This is a genomic window from Amycolatopsis sp. NPDC039088, assembly GCF_055598845.1.
This window is the reverse complement of the sequence record NZ_JBVKAE010000074.1, coordinates 1-17,139: the sequence shown is the minus strand read 5'-3', so window position 1 is coordinate 17,139 and position 17,139 is coordinate 1. Positions and strand designations below refer to the sequence as shown.

The 17,139-nt window shown below is 68.7% G+C and carries 23 protein-coding genes; 14 read left to right on the top strand and 9 right to left on the bottom strand.

The window, feature by feature from the left end; translation table 11 throughout:
* Positions 1-207: 207 nt before the first annotated feature.
* The 4 genes from ACZ7KI_RS42765 to ACZ7KI_RS42750 all read left to right on the top strand — a co-directional run bounded on the left by ACZ7KI_RS42765 (position 208) and on the right by ACZ7KI_RS42750 (position 3,528).
* Positions 208-915: a lysoplasmalogenase family protein gene (locus tag ACZ7KI_RS42765; RefSeq protein WP_470278718.1), complete on the top strand. Its 708-nt coding sequence runs from the start codon at positions 208-210 to the stop codon at positions 913-915.
* A gap of 67 nt (positions 916-982) precedes the next feature.
* Positions 983-1,300 carry an ArsR/SmtB family transcription factor gene (locus tag ACZ7KI_RS42760; RefSeq protein WP_470278719.1) on the top strand — a complete coding sequence of 106 codons (318 nt, stop codon included), beginning with the start codon at positions 983-985 and terminating at the stop codon, positions 1,298-1,300.
* On the top strand, positions 1,297-1,734 hold the full coding sequence (locus ACZ7KI_RS42755; RefSeq protein WP_470278717.1) for an SRPBCC domain-containing protein: 438 nt from the start codon (positions 1,297-1,299) through the stop codon (positions 1,732-1,734). Before ACZ7KI_RS42760 ends, ACZ7KI_RS42755 begins: the two co-directional genes overlap by 4 nt.
* Positions 1,735-1,755: 21 nt before the next feature.
* Positions 1,756-3,528 (top strand): S9 family peptidase, encoded by a 1,773-nt coding sequence (locus ACZ7KI_RS42750; RefSeq protein WP_470278716.1) that lies wholly within the window; start codon positions 1,756-1,758, stop codon positions 3,526-3,528.
* On the opposite strand, the gene ACZ7KI_RS42745 is transcribed toward ACZ7KI_RS42750, so the two are convergent.
* From ACZ7KI_RS42745 to ACZ7KI_RS42725, 5 genes are all read right to left on the bottom strand, one after another.
* Positions 3,525-3,959: a VOC family protein gene (locus ACZ7KI_RS42745; protein WP_470278715.1), complete on the bottom strand. Its 435-nt coding sequence runs from the start codon at positions 3,957-3,959 to the stop codon at positions 3,525-3,527. The two genes, ACZ7KI_RS42750 and ACZ7KI_RS42745, sit on opposite strands and share 4 nt — an antisense overlap.
* A gap of 55 nt (positions 3,960-4,014) precedes the next feature.
* Positions 4,015-4,638 carry a LysE/ArgO family amino acid transporter gene (locus ACZ7KI_RS42740; protein ID WP_470278714.1) on the bottom strand — a complete coding sequence of 208 codons (624 nt, stop codon included), beginning with the start codon at positions 4,636-4,638 and terminating at the stop codon, positions 4,015-4,017.
* Positions 4,639-4,803: 165 nt separating this feature from the next.
* Positions 4,804-5,142 carry a thioredoxin gene (gene trxA, locus ACZ7KI_RS42735; RefSeq protein ID WP_470278713.1) on the bottom strand — a complete coding sequence of 113 codons (339 nt, stop codon included), beginning with the start codon at positions 5,140-5,142 and terminating at the stop codon, positions 4,804-4,806.
* A gap of 1 nt (position 5,143) precedes the next feature.
* Positions 5,144-5,539, bottom strand: coding sequence for a MerR family transcriptional regulator (locus ACZ7KI_RS42730; RefSeq protein ID WP_470278712.1), 396 nt, complete (start codon positions 5,537-5,539; stop codon positions 5,144-5,146).
* A gap of 66 nt (positions 5,540-5,605) precedes the next feature.
* Positions 5,606-6,001 carry a nitroreductase/quinone reductase family protein gene (locus tag ACZ7KI_RS42725; RefSeq protein WP_470278711.1) on the bottom strand — a complete coding sequence of 132 codons (396 nt, stop codon included), beginning with the start codon at positions 5,999-6,001 and terminating at the stop codon, positions 5,606-5,608.
* A 76-nt stretch (positions 6,002-6,077) separates the two neighbouring features.
* Here ACZ7KI_RS42725 and ACZ7KI_RS42720 point away from each other — a divergent pair, with 76 nt between their 5' ends.
* Positions 6,078-6,923, top strand: a complete 846-nt coding sequence (locus ACZ7KI_RS42720; protein WP_470278710.1) for an alpha/beta fold hydrolase — start codon at positions 6,078-6,080, stop codon at positions 6,921-6,923.
* Complete coding sequence (locus ACZ7KI_RS42715) at positions 6,920-7,525, top strand: YdcF family protein (RefSeq protein WP_470278709.1); 606 nt, start codon at positions 6,920-6,922, stop codon at positions 7,523-7,525. The genes ACZ7KI_RS42720 and ACZ7KI_RS42715 overlap by 4 nt, the downstream gene beginning before the upstream one ends.
* Here the strand turns inward: ACZ7KI_RS42715 and ACZ7KI_RS42710 are convergent.
* Positions 7,522-8,646, bottom strand: a complete 1,125-nt coding sequence (locus ACZ7KI_RS42710; RefSeq protein ID WP_470278708.1) for a C40 family peptidase — start codon at positions 8,644-8,646, stop codon at positions 7,522-7,524. The two genes, ACZ7KI_RS42715 and ACZ7KI_RS42710, sit on opposite strands and share 4 nt — an antisense overlap.
* Positions 8,647-8,726: 80 nt before the next feature.
* On the opposite strand from ACZ7KI_RS42710, the gene ACZ7KI_RS42705 reads away from it, so the two are divergent.
* The 5 genes from ACZ7KI_RS42705 to ACZ7KI_RS42685 all read left to right on the top strand — a co-directional run bounded on the left by ACZ7KI_RS42705 (position 8,727) and on the right by ACZ7KI_RS42685 (position 12,415).
* Positions 8,727-9,551, top strand: coding sequence for a biotin--[acetyl-CoA-carboxylase] ligase (locus tag ACZ7KI_RS42705; protein WP_470278707.1), 825 nt, complete (start codon positions 8,727-8,729; stop codon positions 9,549-9,551).
* A 108-nt stretch (positions 9,552-9,659) separates the two neighbouring features.
* Complete coding sequence (locus ACZ7KI_RS42700) at positions 9,660-10,235, top strand: PH domain-containing protein (RefSeq protein ID WP_470278706.1); 576 nt, start codon at positions 9,660-9,662, stop codon at positions 10,233-10,235.
* Complete coding sequence (locus tag ACZ7KI_RS42695) at positions 10,235-11,167, top strand: hydroxymethylglutaryl-CoA lyase (RefSeq protein WP_470278705.1); 933 nt, start codon at positions 10,235-10,237, stop codon at positions 11,165-11,167. The genes ACZ7KI_RS42700 and ACZ7KI_RS42695 overlap by 1 nt, the downstream gene beginning before the upstream one ends.
* Positions 11,168-11,300: 133 nt before the next feature.
* On the top strand, positions 11,301-12,143 hold the full coding sequence (locus ACZ7KI_RS42690) for a TNT domain-containing protein (RefSeq protein WP_470278704.1): 843 nt from the start codon (positions 11,301-11,303) through the stop codon (positions 12,141-12,143).
* The gene (locus ACZ7KI_RS42685; RefSeq protein ID WP_465463362.1) at positions 12,140-12,415 is read left to right on the top strand and encodes a hypothetical protein; all 276 of its coding nucleotides are present in this window, start codon (positions 12,140-12,142) and stop codon (positions 12,413-12,415) included. Before ACZ7KI_RS42690 ends, ACZ7KI_RS42685 begins: the two co-directional genes overlap by 4 nt.
* A gap of 10 nt (positions 12,416-12,425) precedes the next feature.
* On the opposite strand, the gene hisN is transcribed toward ACZ7KI_RS42685, so the two are convergent.
* Complete coding sequence (gene hisN, locus ACZ7KI_RS42680) at positions 12,426-13,211, bottom strand: histidinol-phosphatase (RefSeq protein WP_470278703.1); 786 nt, start codon at positions 13,209-13,211, stop codon at positions 12,426-12,428.
* A 42-nt stretch (positions 13,212-13,253) separates the two neighbouring features.
* On the opposite strand from hisN, the gene ACZ7KI_RS42675 reads away from it, so the two are divergent.
* From ACZ7KI_RS42675 to ACZ7KI_RS42665, 3 genes are all read left to right on the top strand, one after another.
* The gene (locus tag ACZ7KI_RS42675; protein ID WP_465507053.1) at positions 13,254-13,958 is read left to right on the top strand and encodes a response regulator transcription factor; all 705 of its coding nucleotides are present in this window, start codon (positions 13,254-13,256) and stop codon (positions 13,956-13,958) included.
* A gap of 1 nt (position 13,959) precedes the next feature.
* Positions 13,960-15,243 carry an ATP-binding protein gene (locus ACZ7KI_RS42670; protein WP_470278702.1) on the top strand — a complete coding sequence of 428 codons (1,284 nt, stop codon included), beginning with the start codon at positions 13,960-13,962 and terminating at the stop codon, positions 15,241-15,243.
* A gap of 64 nt (positions 15,244-15,307) precedes the next feature.
* Positions 15,308-15,820 carry a hypothetical protein gene (locus ACZ7KI_RS42665; RefSeq protein WP_470278701.1) on the top strand — a complete coding sequence of 171 codons (513 nt, stop codon included), beginning with the start codon at positions 15,308-15,310 and terminating at the stop codon, positions 15,818-15,820.
* On the opposite strand, the gene ACZ7KI_RS42660 is transcribed toward ACZ7KI_RS42665, so the two are convergent.
* Positions 15,798-16,211, bottom strand: a complete 414-nt coding sequence (locus ACZ7KI_RS42660; protein WP_470278700.1) for a hypothetical protein — start codon at positions 16,209-16,211, stop codon at positions 15,798-15,800. The genes ACZ7KI_RS42665 and ACZ7KI_RS42660 overlap by 23 nt on opposite strands.
* Positions 16,212-16,215: 4 nt before the next feature.
* Positions 16,216-16,848: a helix-turn-helix transcriptional regulator gene (locus tag ACZ7KI_RS42655; protein ID WP_470278699.1), complete on the bottom strand. Its 633-nt coding sequence runs from the start codon at positions 16,846-16,848 to the stop codon at positions 16,216-16,218.
* Positions 16,849-17,139 lie beyond the last annotated feature (291 nt).

Here is a 17,139-nt window from a genome sequence, read left to right as displayed (position 1 = left end):
AAACACCGGCAGATAGGCGACACTGATACACGAGCTCCTGGTAGGGACGGTCTTGGTGTGAGAACCACCAGTCCTACCGGGAGCTCACCTCATTCCCGACATCGCCACGCCAACCACCACAATCGAGTTCTCAGACGCTCTCTAAGAGACGCCTTGAGATGCTGACCAGCTGGTAACTTACCCGGAAATAAGTTCCGGAGGTGGTCAGTGACGACAGCGAAGGCCCTCAAGTTCGCCGAGCGGGTGCTGTTCGGTGCCGCCGCGATCGGCACGGTGTACTCCGCCAGGACAGGAAATCGGCGGCTGCAACTGGTGGCCAAACCGGCCGCGGTCCCCGTGCTCGCCGCTCGCGTCGCCCGGGCGCAAACGCTTACGCCAGGGGAGAAGGGCTTACTTGTCGCCGCACTGATCGCGGCCGGCGCGGGCGACCACTTCATGGCCAGGTCGCACGAGGACCGCGAACTGATCAAGGGTGCGACGTCGTTCGGCGTGATGCAGGTGCTGTACTCCGCGTTCTTGTGGCGTCGCGGCGCGCGTCCGCGTGCGGCCACGGCGTCACCCCGGCTCGGGGCGTGGGCGGCGGCCGCCGTCGCGATGACGTTCCCGAAGCCGTCACCAGTGTCGTCGGTGCTCTCGGTCTACGGAGGTCTGCTGAGCACGACGTCGACCCTCGCGGCCGATCCGGTGCTCGCGCCGAAGGCTCGCGTGTCGGGTGGGATGGTCGTCCCGTCGGCTGACCGCCGGACCTGGCTCGCCGCCGGTGCGCTGCTGTTCTCCGCGTCCGACCTGGCGATCCTGATCCGTCGCAACTTCGTCACCAGCGAGCGCGTGCGGGCCAATCTCGAGACGTTCGTGCTGACCTCGTATCTCGCGTCCCAGTGGCTGCTCGTCGAAGGCATGATCGCGGAGAAGTAGAAAGTTAAGTGCCTGCTTGACTAATGCTCGGCGTGGACGGATAGTTAAGCATGTGCCTAACCAACGGATGGATCAGGTGTTCAAGGCGCTCTCCGACGGAACGCGCCGCGAAATGATCGAGCGCCTCACCCGGGGACCCGCCTCGGTGGGGGAGCTCGCGCAGCCGTTGTCGATGTCGCTGCCCGCGGTGATGCAACACCTCCAGGTGCTCGAAGCCTGCGGGCTCGTCCGGTCGGAAAAGGCGGGGCGCGTGCGTACCTGCCACCTCGAACCGGACGGGCTGCGGATGGCCGAGGACTGGCTCGGCGGGCAGCGCACCGGCTGGGAACACCGGCTCGATCGCCTTGGTGGCTTGCTGAACTCCGATGAAGGGAAGCGATCATGACCGTCAAACACGCCACTTTCACCCTCGAACGCGTCTACCCCGCATCGCCGGAACGCGTCTTCGCGGCCTGGGCCGATCCCGCCGCGAAAGCGGGCTGGTTCACCGTGCCCGGCGGCGGCCATTCCCTGGACTTCCGCGTCGGCGGCCGCGAAGTCACCACCGGCCCTTCCGACGACGGGAAGCGGATGGTCTTCGACGCGCGCTACGAGGACATCGCCGAGAACGAGCGGATCGTCTACTCGGGCACGCTCTCCGCGAACGACGTTCTGGCGACGGTGTCCGTCACGACGATCCTGCTCGAGGCCGAAAACGAGGGCACCCGGCTGACGTTGATCGAACAGGGCACTTTCCTTGACGGACACGAAGAGCCGAGCTGGCGGGAGGAGGGGACGGGCACCTGGCTCGACTCGCTGGGCAAGGCGTTGTCGGCCTAGTTTTTCCGACAGTATGGGGACATGCTGACCGCTGAGTTGATCGTCGACAGCCATGTCCCTTCGGAACCCGCGCTTTCTCCGGACGGACGCCGGATCGCCTACCAGGTCACGACCGTCACGGCGGGCACCCCGGAAATCTGGCTCGCCGCCGTGGACGGTGGTGAAAAGCCTCGCAAGCTGACCGAAGGCACTTCGCCGAGATGGTCGCCGGACTCCGCGACGCTCTATTTCCTTCGAGACGGCCGTCTTTACGCCGAGGGCGTGCCGGATCCGCTGATCGCTTGGGGAAGCGCGATCACCAAGTTCCTTCCGATGCGTGAACGGATCGTGTTCGTCGCCGAGGACGAGACACCGGCCCTGGCCCCGTGGGTCTGGAGCGAAAGCCTTCATCCGGCCCGGCTCCGGACTTACGATCTGCGGACCGGCGAGGTCAGGACGCTCACCGAAGACCACGTGGTCGACGTCGCCCGCCGCCCCGACGACGGTGCGCTCGCCGTCCTCACCTGGCCGACCCCCGAACTCGACCCCGGCGGTCTCGAACCCCGGCTTTCCTTGCTGGATCCGGAAACGGGTGAGAGGCGTGACCTCGGCAAGACGGCGGTCGAAGCCATCAGCCCGGTTTGGTGGCGGGATCACGACGGCTGGCACGTCGCGTATCTCGCGACGCCGGAGATGGTCGGCGGCTTGGCGGTCTTCGATGTTCCAGTGGAAACCGGGGAACACCGGAACCTGACCCCGGAATCGACCTGCCCGATCAGGCTCGCGCAGGTCGATTCCGGCCCCCCGCTGGTACTTGTCGCCGACGGTCTCGACACGGCGCTCCACCGGCTCGGATCCGGCGAAGTGTCGTTCTGGCGTGGGCAAGCGGACGCGCTGACCTCGAACGGCGAGATCGTGGCCACCGTGCTGAGTACCGCGTACCGGCCGAAAGATGTCCATTGTGGACCAGTGAGTGGGTCGCTGACGCGAGTGAGCGATACCGCGCCGGAGTTCGCCGGCTTCGCGTGGGGGACTCAGGAACGCTTGTCCTACAAGGCATCCGACGGGCTGGCGCTGGACGGCCTGCTGGTCCTCCCGCCGGGAAAGAGCCGAGACGACGGTCCCTTCTCCCTGATAGTGGCGCCACACGGTGGACCGTACGACCGCTACGCGGACCGGTTCATGCTCAACTGGTATCCGTCCGCGCAATGGCTGGCCTTGGCCGGGCACGCCGTCTTCCTGCCGAATCCTCGTGGCGGACAAGGTCATGGACACGCGTTCGCCACCGCCGTCGCTGGACGGGTCGGCCAGGAGGAGTGGAGCGATCTCGAGACCGGGATCGACCTCCTCGTCGCCGAGGGGGTGGCCGATCCGGAGCGGCTGGGGATCGTGGGCTGGAGCCACGGCGGCTTCCTGACGGCGTGGGCCGTCGGGCAGACCAACCGGTTCAAGGCGGCCTTGATGGGTGCCGGGATCTGTGACTGGGGGATGCTCGCCGCCATCGGCGAACTCGGCCCCCTCGAAGCGGCGCTCGGCGGAAGTTTCGGCTGGGAAGGGACAGGACCGCACCGGCACGATCAGCTCAGCCCGATCTCCTACGCGTCGAAGATCGAGACCCCTGTGCTGATCGTGCACGGCGCGGACGACACGAACGTCCCGTTGTCCCAGGCGGAATTCTTCCACCGCGCGCTACGCCACTTCGGCGTCGAACACGACCTTGTCGTTTATCCGGGCGAAGGGCACCAAATCCGTGGGCGGGAGCATCAACTGGATCTGCTCCGCCGCACCCGCGAGTGGTTCAGCCGCTTGCTTTAGCTCCAGTCGGCCTGCGGCAGTCCGGGAACGTACGTGCCGAAAGTCCACTCGTACCCTTCGAGATCGTCGACGCGGAAGCGGTAGTTACCCCATTCGGTATCCGTCGGCTCCCAAACGGTGGCCGCGCCGGCTTCGATGGCGGAGGCGAAGACGGCGTTCACGGCCTCTTGTGTCGGAAGGCTGATGTAGAGCCCGTGGCCGACGGTCTCGCCCTTGCGTGCCGGGCGGTCGTAGTCCTCCTCCGCGCTGAACACGATGATGCCGACCCCGCCGAGCCGCAGTTCCGCATGCTGGATCAGACCCTTGTCGTCGGCGTACTCCGCGACGGTTTCGAAGCCGAAGGCGCTTTCGAGCCAGCGAAGCGCCTTCGGAGCGTCGCGGTAGGCGAGGTAGGAGTGGAGGGCGGCGGCGCGTTCCGTGGCTTCTGTCATGAGCACAGACTGGCAACCAATGCGGACAACCACGGTCCTCGATTCCCGGGCGTTTTCACCACAACAGGCGGATGCCGAGCGCGGCGATCAGCACGCTGGAGGCGAGCGCGGTGACCAGCCGTCCACGACGTCCGGTCAACGCCTTGCCGAGGACCGCCCCGCCGCCCGCGAGGAACAGCTGCCAGCTGGCCGAGGCCACGAACGCCGCGAGCACGAAGACCACGTGCTCCGTGCCGGTCGCCGCGGCCATGTCCTCGCTGCCGAGCACGAGCGCCGCGAAATAGACCACCGTGGCCGGGTTCAGCAGCGTGATCCCGAGCAGGCTCACGAAAGCCCTCAGCGGTCCGATCGCCACCGGCTGGGTCACCTCGGATATCGCGGAGGCGCGGAAATTCCGGATCCCGGTGATTCCGATGTGGACGGCCAGCCCGAGCAACACCGCCACCGAAACCCAGCGCAACGGCACGGCGATCGGTTGGATGACCGGAATGAGCCGGCTGCCGCCGAGTACCGCGATGAAGGCGTAGAGGCCGTCGGCTGTCGCGACCCCAAGCGCGGCGTACGCGCCGATCTTGAGTCCTGTCCGGGCCGTCAGCACCACCAGATAGGTCCCGACCGCGCCCACCGGAATGGCGATGCCATAACCGGCGAGCAGGCCCGCGACGAGCGCGGCGCTCACGGTCGGGCTGGTGTCGGCCTCCGACCGGGACCGGCCTGCTGCCGCACCCGCACCCGTCGGACGACGGAGGGCGAGGACAGGAAGGCGATGGTCGAAGTCATGTGCTGAAGGATGCGAACCGATCGCTCCGCGCGCAACACATTTACGGACCGCGAAGTCGCCGGGTCAGACGCGGGTCGTCTGCAGAACGGCGTCCAGATCGCTCAGCAGCCGAGCCTTCGGGCGGGCACCGACGGTCGTCCACACCGGACCGCCGTCGCGGAAGAGAATCAGCGTCGGCAGGGACATCACCTGGTAATTCCTTGCCGTCAGCGGGTTTTCGTCGGAGTTGAGCTTGCGGATGAGCAGTGCGTCGGCGCGCTCGTCGGCGATCTCGGCGAGCACCGGCGCGATCATGTGGCAAGGCGGGCACCACTGTGCCCAGAAGTCCACCAGGACGGGCTTGTCCTGGTCCAGGACGAGTTCTTGGAAGGTCTCATCGGTGACGACGGAAAGGGACGACATTTCAGGACTCCTTGTTCTCCGGCATGACGACGCACGGCCCCGGCGGTGTTTTCAACGCGCCCGCCAATTTGGCCAGCAGGCTGTCCCGGACGTCGTTGAGCTTGGCCAGGCAGGCGTCCACCTCGGCGAGTTTGCGTTGGTAGACCTCGATCGAATCGGCGCACGAGTCGCCGGTCTCGTGACCGGCGCGCAGACACTCGACGAACGGCCTGGTGTCTTCGAGGCTCAGCCCGACCGCTTGCAGCGTCAGGATCTCGTTGACCAGGCGGTAGTCGTCTTCGTCGTACTCCCGGTAGCCGTTCGACGCGCGCCGTGCGTCGAGAAGCCCCTGTGACTCATAGAAACGCAGCGCGCGGGTGGTGGTTCCGGTACGCGCGGCGAGTTCGCCGATCCGCATGGTTCCGAGCGTAAACCTTGCCCTTGGCGTCAAGGCAAAGGTGAAATTCCGGATGCCCGGTTCCGGTCAGTCGTCGAGGTCGACCCGGATGGTGAGAAGCTGGGTGCCGATCGCCTGCACGGCGGCGCTGTTGAGCTTGGGCAGAGCCTTCAGCCGGGCGCGCGGGTCGTCGTCCGGGAGCAGGTGCGCCGTGCCGGTGTGCCAGTGGCCTTTGAGCCGGAGCCGGACGCGCGGATCGGCTTGGATGTTGCGGACGTACTGCGACTTCTCGCCGAATTCCGAGACGATCCAGAACTCGCGGCCCACCCGGCGGCCACCGATCGGTGTCTGCCGGGGCACCCCGGATTTGCGGCCGGTGGTCTCGAGGACCGGCTGATTCGGCAGCCGTCGGAGAAGCGGGTTGCCCACGTTCCGCTGGAAGGTCGTGGCCACCCGGTGCTTGATCTCGTCAAAGCGCGACATACGGCTCCTGGTGCTCGGAGGGTGGGCAAGGTCAAGGGTGCCCGACTACGGTTCGGCGCACCAGTACGGTCGGCACATGGTGAACGAGTTGGACGTGGACCTGGGGGACGGGACCACTCTGCACGCGTACGACACCGGCGGGACAGGCTCGGCGGTCTTCTGGCACCACGGAACCCCCAACATCGGTGCTCCACCCGTGCCGCTGCTCGCGGCCGCCCAGCGGCTCGAACTGAGGTGGGTCTCCTACGACCGGCCCGGCTACGGCGGTTCGACGCCTCGGCCCGGTCGAGATGTCGCGTCGGCGGCGTCGGATGTCGCGAAGGTCGCCGACGCCCTGGAGATCGAGAGCTTCGCGGTCTTCGGGCACTCCGGCGGCGGTCCGCACGCGCTCGCGTGCGCGGCGCTGCTGCCTGGCCGGGTCTCGGCGGTGGTCGGTGTCGCGAGCATGGCGCCGTACGACGTCGAGGGGCTCGACTGGTTCGCGGGCATGGGTGCGGCGGGAGTCGAGTCGCTGACCGCCGCCTTGGCCGGACGAGCGGAAAAGGCGCGATACGAGGCATCGGCCGAGTACGACGCCGAGATGTTCACCGCGTCGGATCACGCGGCCTTGAAGGGCGATTGGGCCTGGATCCTCGAAGTCGTCGGTCCCGCTGTCGAGGGCGGCCCGGGTGGGCTGATCGACGACGATCTCGCATACGTCGCGCCCTGGGGATTTCAGCCGTCCGACGTCGAAGCGCCGGTTCTGCTCCTGCACGGTGGCGCGGACCGGATCGCCCCGCTCGCGCACGGGGAGTGGCTCGCTCGGCAGTGCGCCACGGCCGAGTTGCGCAGGTTTCCCGAGGACGGGCACATCTCGGTCCTCCGCCACGGGGAGGCCGCGCTCGAATGGTTGGCCGGTCGCCGGGAAGATCGCGCACCATGAAACGGAAAACGCTGGTGGCTCTCGGCCTTTTCTGGTTGACCGCATGGGGTGAGTTCGTGCACTGGCGGGCCAGCCGGGCTCTGGCGCACGAACGTCTGCCTGCTCGTACCGAGGCGGTCGTCGTACTCGGGTACCGGAACACCCGCGGCGACCGCGCCAACGCGCTGAACCGCTGGCGGGTCCGGGCGGCACTGCGTTCCATCGACCACACTTTGGACGGCTCTACGCTGGTCTGTTCCGGCGGGAGTGGCGCGACTTCGGTGTCCGAAGCGGCTCTGCTGGCGAATTACGCGGTGGCGGAATGTGGCTTCACCGGGCAGGTGCGGTTGGAGGACCAGTCGCGAAGCACCTGGCAGAACGTCGAAAACGTGCTTCCTTTGCTCGAACACGTGGACCAGATCAAGATCGTGTCGAATCCACTGCATGCGCAGAAGGCGCGCCTTTACCTGCGTCAGCTACGTCCCGATCTCGCCGAACGCCTGGTTCGCGCCGCCGACTACCGGCTCGGGGAGGCCTGGCCGCTCAAACCCTTGTTCGCGCTGTACGGCCTTCGGGATCTCGCGCGCAGCAAGCGGAGCTTGTCCGGCACCGCGAAGCCTTAAGCCGCCGGACGCCCGGCACCGGTGTAGTCGTCGCCCTTCGAGTGATACGTGTGGATCTGGATCGCCTGCCCCTCGGTGGGCGCGTTGATCATCAGGCCGTTCCCGAGGTAGAGCCCGACGTGGTGGATCCGCGTCGCGGGATTCCCGTAGAACACGAGATCGCCGAGTTTCGGCTCCTGACCGGCGGGCACCTGCGGCAGCGCACGAAACTGGCTGTCCGCGGTCCGCGGCAGCCCGACACCGGCTTCGTCGTAGGACGCCTTCGTCAGCCCGGAGCAGTCGAAGCCCGCCGCGCCCGCTTCCGGCCCGTTGCCGCCCCACACGTACGGGAGGCCCAGCTGGCCGAGTGCGAACCGGGTCGCTTTCACCGCGGGGCTGGCGGCTCGCGCCGGGTCGAGCGAGAGGGTCGCGTAGAGCTGGGCGTTGCCGAGGACGCGCTGGCGGAACAGTTCGGTCTCGGTGCCTTTGCCGCCCTGATAGCCGGCGATCGCCTTCCACCAGCCGTTGCCGCCGCCGAGGTCGGCTCCGGAAGCGCACAGCGCGCGACCGGCGGCGACCGACGCGGAGTCGGGGTCGCCGAGCGCGGGTTTCGCGATCCCGGGGATCGACGCCCCGTGCTTCTTCCACTGCTGTGCAGACAGGCCCATGGGGTTGTCGCCGCCGCGCCCGTGGTTCGAACTCGCCGCGCCGACCCCCGCCAGGGTGACCCAGGAAAGGTGACAGTTCGGCTGCTCGGCGCGCAACGCCAGCTCGCCGTTGGCGTACCCCATCAGCGACTTCGCCGGGATGTCGAGCGGCCCGGCGAGTTTGGTGGCCCACTCTTCCAGCGGCCGGGCGCCCTTCGGCGTCTCCTGAGCCTTGACCGGTGCGCTGACTTCGAGGACGGAGGGACCCGCGCCGCCGCCGACGGTGGCCGGGTCCTGGTTGGCCGCCGGGACGGGGACCGGCTGGGTCCCGTCGGCGGGCGCCGGGTCGTTGCCGCCCGCGAGCAGCCAGCCCGCCGTCGCGAGCCCCGCGACCAGGGGAAGGGCGACCAGGCTGCGCATCGCCACACCGTGCGCCCACGACTTGTTCTTCTGGCTGGTTTCGGGCGCGCTTGAGGCGGGCTCGGGCTCAGTCACGCCGTCCAGGCTATTGGAGGCCACCTCCGCGTAACGAGCGAACGCCTTGCACGTTAGGGGGACTCTCATATTCTGGACAAATGAGTGAGACGGGAGCGCTCGACGCCGAGCGTCTGAGTGCCGCGCTGTCCGGCCGGTATGCCGCGATCCAGGTCGTGGCGAGCACCGGGTCCACCAACGCCGACCTGCGGGAAGCCGCCGCGAAGGGGGTCGAGGACCGCACCGTGCTGATTGCCGAAGAGCAGACGGCCGGTGTCGGCCGCCGCGCCCGGCACTGGTCCTCGCCGAAGGGATCCGGCCTCTACGTCAGTGTCCTGCTGCGTCCGCGCGAGGTTCCGTTCGCCAATTTGGGTTCACTTTCCGTGGTCGCGGGGCTCGCGGTGCGGGAGGTCGCCGCGAGCCTGGGCGTCGACGCCGTCCTCAAGTGGCCGAACGACGTCCTCGCCGGGCCGGAGCGCGCCAAATGCGCGGGCATCCTGGCCGAGGCCGTCTCCGGTGACGAGACCACCGTGGTCCTCGGCATCGGCCTGAACGTGCTGCCGCTGGGCGAGAACGTCCCGGCCGGGCCCGGTGGTCTCCCGGCGACGTCGCTGGCCGAGCACGGGGCGAACGAGACCGATCGCGCCGAAATCGCCACTCGGCTGCTCACCCGATTCGACGAACTCGAACACCGCTGGCGGCTCGCGGGCGGGTCGCTGGCCGAGGCTGGCCTCCTCACCGACTACCGGCGGCACTGCGCGACGCTGGGCCAGGACGTCGAGGTCCAGCTGCCCGACGGCTCGGCGCTGACCGGCCGTGCCGCCGACATCGATCCCGCCGGCCAGCTCCAGGTCGACGTTCCCGGTGGTGAGCGGTACACGGTGTTCGCCGGAGACGTCGTCCACGTGCGGCCTGCCGGGGCCTGACCCGGCGGGTCGCGGCGCGCTGCGATTTGCGGCGCCTCCTCTTCCGCCGGGACCGTTCGCCGGTACGGTGAGCTCACCAGCGCCGAACACACTTTGGGAGCGTCCGTCGTGGCCTATCCGGACGATTTGCTCAGCGAAAACGAGCACGTCGTGGTGCACAGTCACCCGCATTTCAAGATGCTGATCTTCCCCTTCCTCGCGCTGATCGTCACGCTCGGCGTGGGTATCTGGCTTGGCATCCTGGCGAAGGACGCGACGGCCCCCTGGGACCTGATCTCGCTGATCGCCGTCGGCGTCGTCGGGCTCGGTCTCGTCGTGTGGCTGTTCCTGGCGCCGTTCGTCCGCTGGCGCACGACGCACTTCATCGTGACGACGGATCGGCTGATCGCCCGCGAGGGCGTGCTCAAGCGGACCGGGATCGACATCCCGCTGTCGCGGATCAACAGCGTCCAGTTCGAGCACGGGCTGCTGGACCGCGTGTTCGGCTGCGGCACGCTGGTGATCGAGTCCGCGTCGGACGAACCGCTGAAGTTCGACGACATCCCCAAGGTCGAGCGGGTGCACACGGTCATCTACCGCGAAGTCAACGACAACCCGTACGACGACTACGCGCCGGGCGCCCCGCAACAGACCGAACCCTTGCCGCCGCAGGGGCGTCCGCCGCGCGGAAACCGGCGGCGTTGATGGGCACGCGAGAGCTGGGGCTGCCCGATCGCGTCCCGTCCGCCGCGGCGTTGCCGGAGCGGGTGACGATCTGGGAGGTCGGCCCGCGCGACGGCCTGCAGAACGAGAAGTCGATCGTTCCGGTCGAAGTGAAGATCGAGTTCCTGGACAGGCTCGCCGACGCCGGGTTGACCACGCTCGAAGCGACCAGTTTCGTGAGCCCGAAATGGGTGCCGCAGCTGGCCGACGCCGAGCAGCTCCTGTCGGGGCTCGATCGCCGTGAAGGGGTCCGCTATCCGGTGCTCGTCCCGAACGAGCGCGGACTGGACCGGGCACTGGAGGCCGGTGTCTCGCATATCGCGATCTTCGCCAGCGCCACCGAGACCTTCGCCAAGAAGAACCTCAATTCGACGGTGGACGACCAGTTCGCGATGTTCGAGCCGGTCGTCAGCCGGGCACGAGCCGAAGGTCTCGACGTGCGCGGCTACGTGTCGATGTGCTTCGGCGACCCGTGGGAAGGCGCCGTCCCGGCCACGCAGGTCGCCGGAGTGGGCAAACGCCTGCTGGACCTCGGGTGTTCGCAGCTTTCGCTCGGGGACACCATCGGCGTCGCCACCGCGGGCCAGGTCGAGGCGCTGATCGGGCAGTTCGCCGACGTCACCGCCCTCGCCGTGCATTTCCACGACACCTACGGGCAGGCGCTCGCGAACACGCTGGCCGCCCTCCGCTGCGGTGTATCCACAGTGGACTCGTCCGCCGGTGGGCTGGGTGGCTGCCCGTACGCCGAATCGGCCACGGGGAACCTCGCGACCGAGGATCTGGTGTGGATGCTCGACGGCCTCGGCGTCGAAACCGGTGTCGACCTCGACGCGTTGGTGTCGACGAGCAAGTGGATGGCCGGGCGGCTGGGCAGGCCGAGTCCGTCCCGGGTGGTCAACGCGCTCGCGGGATGAGGCCGGAAAGCCGCCACTGACGCGCTTTCGGGTATCCGCCGACGAGAACGCCGGTCGGCGATAAGGTCTTAACGCGTCCTGTCCGCTGCCTCCCCCTTCACCGGTGGGATCGATTCCTTGGGGGAGAGGTGCGGTGACCGATCCGAGCGAGGCCGGAACAGGCCCGATCCGGTTGCCTGTGCAGTACGAAGGCGCCGACGCACCGACGCCGCCGCAGGGCCTACGGGCTCCGTACGCGCCTTCGCCGTGGCCACCCGCAGTCGCGCCGTTGCGGGTGCCGTTCCCTCCGCCCGCGCCGCCGATGCCCGCCGCTCCGCCGCCGATGGGGGCCTTGCGGACCGAACGGGAAAGCGTGATCGCGCTCTTCCTGGTGCATATGTTCCCTATCGGGCATCTGCCGGTCGCGATGGCCAAACCCGCGCGTCAGCTGCCGCTTCCCGAGGGCGGCTCCGGCCCGCTGGATCACCCGGAAGCGGGCGTGCTGGACGATCTGGACGCGTTGACGCATGTCAGCGGCGGTTTCCGGCGTTCGCCGACGACTCCGGCCGCCGTTCCGCCCCCGGCGTTGATGAGGGGACATGATCCGTGGGGCGGCGAGTCCCCTGAGGACTGGGCGCGCCGGTTCACCGACGAAACCGGGTACTCGTGGCCTCCCGGCGAACTCTTTCCCGAGGGTGGCATCGACCGGCCGACGCCGGTGATGCTCGAGATCGGCACCCATCTCGACCGGTTCGGGGATCAGCACGGCCGGGTGTTCGCCGAGGACGCGACCTTGTATTCGATGCGCTCGTTGCCGCCGGACCGGGTCACCGCGTATCGGCGTTACCGTGTCGTCCGGCCGCTGCCGGTCTGGCGATCGGTGAACGCCGAATGGTTCGGCCAGCCAGGCGGCGGGGTGCGCTTCCGTGCGGTGCTGGGCGCGGATGAACTCGTCACGCTGGGCTTCCTGGCGGACGTCACGGGGGAGGTTCGGTGAACACGGGGACGATCCTGCGGTGGCTGGCCGCGTTGGGCGTGCCGCCCGAAGTGGTCTCGGTCGGCGCGGAGACAGACAACGCCTGGTGTCTCATGCGTGTCGAGGAAGAGGGCGCCGAGCCCGCCTGGGAAGTCTTCTGGCGCGAGCAAGGCAACCGGTACGACTGGGCGCGCTTCACCACCGAACAGGTCGCCTGTCACTACCTTTTCGGCCGCCTGGCCTGGTCGCAGGTCGCACGCGGCGCGGTCGGCCTGCTGCCAGGCGCGCACTGACCTCGCGACGTCAGCGCTTAAGGATGGCGAGTACTTCGTCGTGGAGCAGGCCGTTCGTCGACAGGGCCGAGCCGTTGTCGTAGCGCGCCTCACCGGAAAGGTCGGTGAACCGCCCGCCCGCCTCGGTGATCAGTACCTGGGCGGCGGCGACGTCCCACGGGTTCACGATGCATTCCGCGGTGACGTCGAGCGCGCCCTCGGCGACCAGGCAGTGGTGCCAGAAGTCGCCGAAAGCGCGGCTTTCCCAGCACGCGTTGACCAGGTCGAGGTACTTCTCCCGTGAGTGGTACTCGACCCACGAGTTCAAGTCCGTTGTGGACAGATAGGCGTCTTCGAGCGAGGCCACCTTCGACACCGACAGGCGCCGTTCACCGCCGGAGTCGCGCATCCAGGCGCCGTCCCCGGTGGCCGCCCACCAGCGGCGGCCGAGCAACGGCGCGCTGATCAGGCCCACCACCGGCATACCGTCTTCGACCAGCGCGATCAGTGTCGCCCAGACCGGGACACCGCGCAGGAAGTTCTTGGTCCCGTCGATCGGGTCGAGCACCCAGGCCCGGCCGGTCGCGGCCGAACCGCCGCGTTCTTCACCGAGAACGGTGTCGTCCGGACGTTCTGTGGCGAGGATCGCGCGGATGGCGTCTTCGACGGCCGTGTCCGCGTCGGTGACCGGTGTGCGGTCGGGTTTGCGTTCCACGGCCAGGTCCAGCGCGCGGAACCGGTCGGTCGTGATGGCGTCGGCGGCGTCGGCCAGCCGGGTGGCGAGTTCCAGATCATTCTCGTAGCCGGGCACGGTCACGATGCTTTCACGCCGGGCAGCCGTAGAGTTGACCAGGTGAGCATGGTGCTACTCGCCGAGGACGACCCGGCCATCGCCGATCCGCTTTCCCGCGCACTCCAGCGGGAGGGATACGACGTGCGTGTCGTCGGTGACGGGCCCGCCGCCCTCGACGCGACCGAGAGCGACCGGGTCGATCTTCTGGTGCTCGATCTCGGCCTGCCCGGGATGGACGGTCTCGAGGTGTGCCGCCGCCTGCGCGCCAGCGGGACCGAAGTGCCGGTGCTGATGCTCACCGCGCGCACGGACGAGGTCGACTTCGTGGTCGGGCTCGACGCAGGCGCCGACGACTACGTCGCGAAGCCGTTCCGTCTCGCCGAGCTGCTGGCCCGTATCCGGGCGCTGCTCCGGCGCCGGGCACCCGAGGTGCTCGAAGCCGGGGGAGTGCGGATGGACCTCGGTGCCCGGATGGTCACCGTGGACCTGCACGAGGTGCAGCTGGCGAACAAGGAGTTCGAGCTGCTGCGGGTGCTGATGAGCCGGGCCGGTCAGGTCGTCAGCCGCGACGAGATCCTCGCCGAGGTGTGGAACGACCTCGAATCGAAGACGTCGAAGACGCTCGACATGCACATGTCGTGGCTCCGGCGGAAACTCGCGATCGCCGCGGACGAGGCGGCAGGCCGGATGGGCAAGCCCGGCGGCAACGGCGACGGTGAACGGCGGATCGCCACCGTCCGCGGCGTCGGCTTCCGCTTCAACGCGGAATAGCATGCGCCGCCGCATTCTCCTGGCGATCCTGCTCGCCGTCGCGGTGACCGCGGCGGTGCTGGGCATCCCGCTCGGAATCACCGCCTGGCAGCTGGTCGAGAACCTCAACCGGGAGAACCTCGCGTCCGCGGCGCGCGGCATCGCGGCCACCCTCGACAACGAGATCGCCAACGGCCAGCCGATCGACCTCGACCAGGTCCGGGTGGCCGTCCCGCAGGGCGGGCTGCTGACCGTCCGCGCGGAGGGGCAGATCGAGAAGCGCTACGGCTCAGACCCCGGTGGCGACGTGGTTTCCGAGAAGGTGCCGATCGCGCTGCACGGCGAGGTCGAGCTGTCCGTGCCCGCCGGGCCGATGCGCACCCGGCAGACGCAGGTGACCCTGCTCGTGGTGCTGCTGGTCGTCCTGTCGGTGGGCACCGGCACGGTGGTCGCGACCGTGACCGCGCGACGGCTCGCGAAACCGCTGAGGCATGTCGCCGATCGCGCGGTCAAACTCGGTGGCGGCGATTTCCGGCCGGATCCGAAACGCTACGGCGTCGGCGAACTCGACATGGTCGCCGAAGCACTCGACGCGTCCGGTTCGGCGCTGGCGCAGCTCGTCCAGCGGGAACGCCAGCTCGTCGGCGACGTTTCCCACCAGCTGCGGAGCCGGTTGACCGCGTTGCAGCTGCGGCTCGAACCGCTCACCGTCCATCCCGACCAGGACGTCGTCGACGAGGCGAAGGCGGCGCAAGAGCAGGCCGACAGGCTGGCCGACGCACTCGACGAACTGCTGGCGGCGGCGCGTGCCGCCAGCGAGGTCGGCGCGGAACCGGTGAATCTGCCGGAAGTGCTGCCCGAGGTTTCCGAGGAATGGCGACAGCTGCTTCGCGCCGAAGGCAGGCATCTGCGGATCCGCGTCACCGACGGGTTGAGGGCCAGGGCCACTCCCGGCCGGTTGCGCGAGGTCGTCGGCGTACTGCTCGACAACGCCCTGCGCCACGGGGCGGGAACGGTCACGCTCGCCGCCCGCCGCGGTGACACGGACGGCACGGTGGTCATCGAGGTCGCCGACACCGGGTCGGGGGTGCCCGACGAGCTGGCTCCGCACATCTTCGAACGCGGGTTCTCCGGCGGCGGCTCGACCGGGGTCGGGCTCGCGCTCGCCCGCGCGCTCGTCGAGGCCGACGGCGGACGGCTGGAGCTGTCGAGCAAACAACCCGTGGTGTTCAGCCTCTTCCTGAAGGTCCCCCGCCCCGGCGATGTGGCCGAAGTGCGTTGGCCCGCTGAGCGGGTCCCTCGGTAAGTCCACCCGAAGGACCTCCCGATTGGGCGATGCCGTGGAGGCGCGCCGACCTAACGTCGGGGGAGTGCATGCGACGGCGTTCCGCTACCGCCCACCGGTGAATCCGGTGGCCGCGGCCACCGTGGAGATCGGCAAAGTGGCGGTTTCCGTGCGGTTGTCCTTCGACGGCGACCTGTACGCCTGCCGCCGTCCGCCCGGTGTGGTGGAGCGGGTGGAGGCCGAAGCCCTGGACCTGCTCTCGAAGGGGCTGTTCGTCAGCGGGATCGACACCCAGGTCGCGACCGTCACCGGAGCGGCGGGACACCGGTTCGTCCAGGAGACGGCCGTGTTCCAGCCAACGGACCGTTGGGTTTACCGCGGCACCTGCGGCGTCGGCGCCAGCCGGAACGGACTGACTTTGACCGGGATGCTCGGCTACCGCCTCGAAGTCCGGGCCGGCTGGGCGCGCCGCGCAGGCGAGTGCGGCCCGCCCGCCACCGCCGCCGAATGGTGCGAGTTCTTCGGCGCACCGCTGGCTTCCATCGGCGGAGTGGTCCTGCGGCGGGCGTCGGTGCTCAATCCCGGTACTCCGCCGTGACCGTGACGACGAATCCCGCCCGCGCGGGCAGGCCGAGGCTGACCCACAGTCCGGTGGGATCGGTTTCCCCCAGCACCAGCCGCATCGGCCGCGCGTCGACCATGAGGAACTCGGTTCCGAGCAGGACCAGCAACGACCGGTCGAGCAGGTCGTGCTCGTCGCGGACCTTGCCGGCCCGCGCGGTGACCAGATACGACAGTTCACACCGCTTCGCCCGCACGGCGCCGTTTCCGGGACCGGCGCCGTGCAGGGCGAAGAGGAACAGGTCGACGCTCGATACCTCCGTCTCCGTCTGCCAGGTGGGTTTCGGCGGATCCAGCCGGACCACCGTCCCCTCCGGCAGATGAGGTGCGATGAGGAGGCACAAGGCCTCGTCGACCTGGGTGATCACGGCGTCAGATCAATCCCTCACGCAGTGCGTAAGCCACCGCGTGCGAACGGTTCCGGAGCTGGAACCGGTTGGTCACGTCGTGCAGGATGCTCTTCACCGTGCGCTGCGAGTAGCAGAGCTGGTCCGCGATCTCCTGCGTCGAGAACCCCGACGCGACCAGCTTGAGCACCTCGGTCTCCCGGTTGCTCATGCCGCCGAGGTGCAGGCCACGCGGCTGCAGGACCTGACGTTGCAACCGGGAGACCCGGTGCAGGAGCCTGCCGAGGAGGTCGGGCGGGAGCGCGCCTTCCCCGGCGGCGGCCGCCTTGATCAGCCGGACCAGCATGTCGGCGCCGGCCTCCGAGCGGCGGGCGACCGCGCAGACGCCGTGCTCGATGGCGCCGAGGATCTCGTTGTCGTCGACTTCACCCGCGATGAGCACGATGCGGGTGAACCCCTGGTGGTGCAGCGCGGACAGCAGTTGCGTCATCGCCTCGTCGAGGCGGTCGGTGACCAGGAGGGCCACCATGCTCGGGTCGGCGGTCTCCCCGTCCACCAGCCAGACGTCGTCACGGGAGCGCAGCGTCATGCAGACGCCGTTGTGCAGGATCGGATCGGTGGCGCGGACGACCACCGGTGTCCTGTTCGGTTCGAACATGTGATTCCCATTCCCCTCGAGCGGTGCGAGGGCCCCACCCCTCGCACTACTCACCCTGCCGGGTGAGGTGTCCCGGGCGCATGGGACTCCGGTCCCGACATTGCCCGAAAAGCCGCCCTTATCGGGGTTGCCGTGATGTCTCCGGCTCGCGAAAGTCCGTGAAGGCCTCCTTCCCTACTCTCAAGGTAGGGAAGCGGCAAAGTCGGGATGCTGCAGGTCGGGGACCTCTTGGTCATGGCGCAGGCCGACGTCTATGAAGGAATTGGGACGTTGAATGTCCCAATTCCTTCA

Coding starts and splice junctions, on each gene's coding strand:
- ACZ7KI_RS42760 (WP_470278719.1), top strand. CDS start 983: ATGGATCAGGTGTTCAAGGCGCTCTCCGACGGAACGCGCCGCGAAATG.
- ACZ7KI_RS42755 (WP_470278717.1), top strand. CDS start 1,297: ATGACCGTCAAACACGCCACTTTCACCCTCGAACGCGTCTACCCCGCA.
- ACZ7KI_RS42750 (WP_470278716.1), top strand. CDS start 1,756: ATGCTGACCGCTGAGTTGATCGTCGACAGCCATGTCCCTTCGGAACCC.
- ACZ7KI_RS42745 (WP_470278715.1), bottom strand. CDS start 3,959: ATGACAGAAGCCACGGAACGCGCCGCCGCCCTCCACTCCTACCTCGCC.
- trxA (WP_470278713.1), bottom strand. CDS start 5,142: ATGTCGTCCCTTTCCGTCGTCACCGATGAGACCTTCCAAGAACTCGTC.
- ACZ7KI_RS42730 (WP_470278712.1), bottom strand. CDS start 5,539: ATGCGGATCGGCGAACTCGCCGCGCGTACCGGAACCACCACCCGCGCG.
- ACZ7KI_RS42725 (WP_470278711.1), bottom strand. CDS start 6,001: ATGTCGCGCTTTGACGAGATCAAGCACCGGGTGGCCACGACCTTCCAG.
- ACZ7KI_RS42720 (WP_470278710.1), top strand. CDS start 6,078: ATGGTGAACGAGTTGGACGTGGACCTGGGGGACGGGACCACTCTGCAC.
- ACZ7KI_RS42715 (WP_470278709.1), top strand. CDS start 6,920: ATGAAACGGAAAACGCTGGTGGCTCTCGGCCTTTTCTGGTTGACCGCA.
- ACZ7KI_RS42705 (WP_470278707.1), top strand. CDS start 8,727: ATGAGTGAGACGGGAGCGCTCGACGCCGAGCGTCTGAGTGCCGCGCTG.
- ACZ7KI_RS42695 (WP_470278705.1), top strand. CDS start 10,235: ATGGGCACGCGAGAGCTGGGGCTGCCCGATCGCGTCCCGTCCGCCGCG.
- ACZ7KI_RS42675 (WP_465507053.1), top strand. CDS start 13,254: ATGGTGCTACTCGCCGAGGACGACCCGGCCATCGCCGATCCGCTTTCC.
- ACZ7KI_RS42670 (WP_470278702.1), top strand. CDS start 13,960: ATGCGCCGCCGCATTCTCCTGGCGATCCTGCTCGCCGTCGCGGTGACC.
- ACZ7KI_RS42655 (WP_470278699.1), bottom strand. CDS start 16,848: ATGTTCGAACCGAACAGGACACCGGTGGTCGTCCGCGCCACCGATCCG.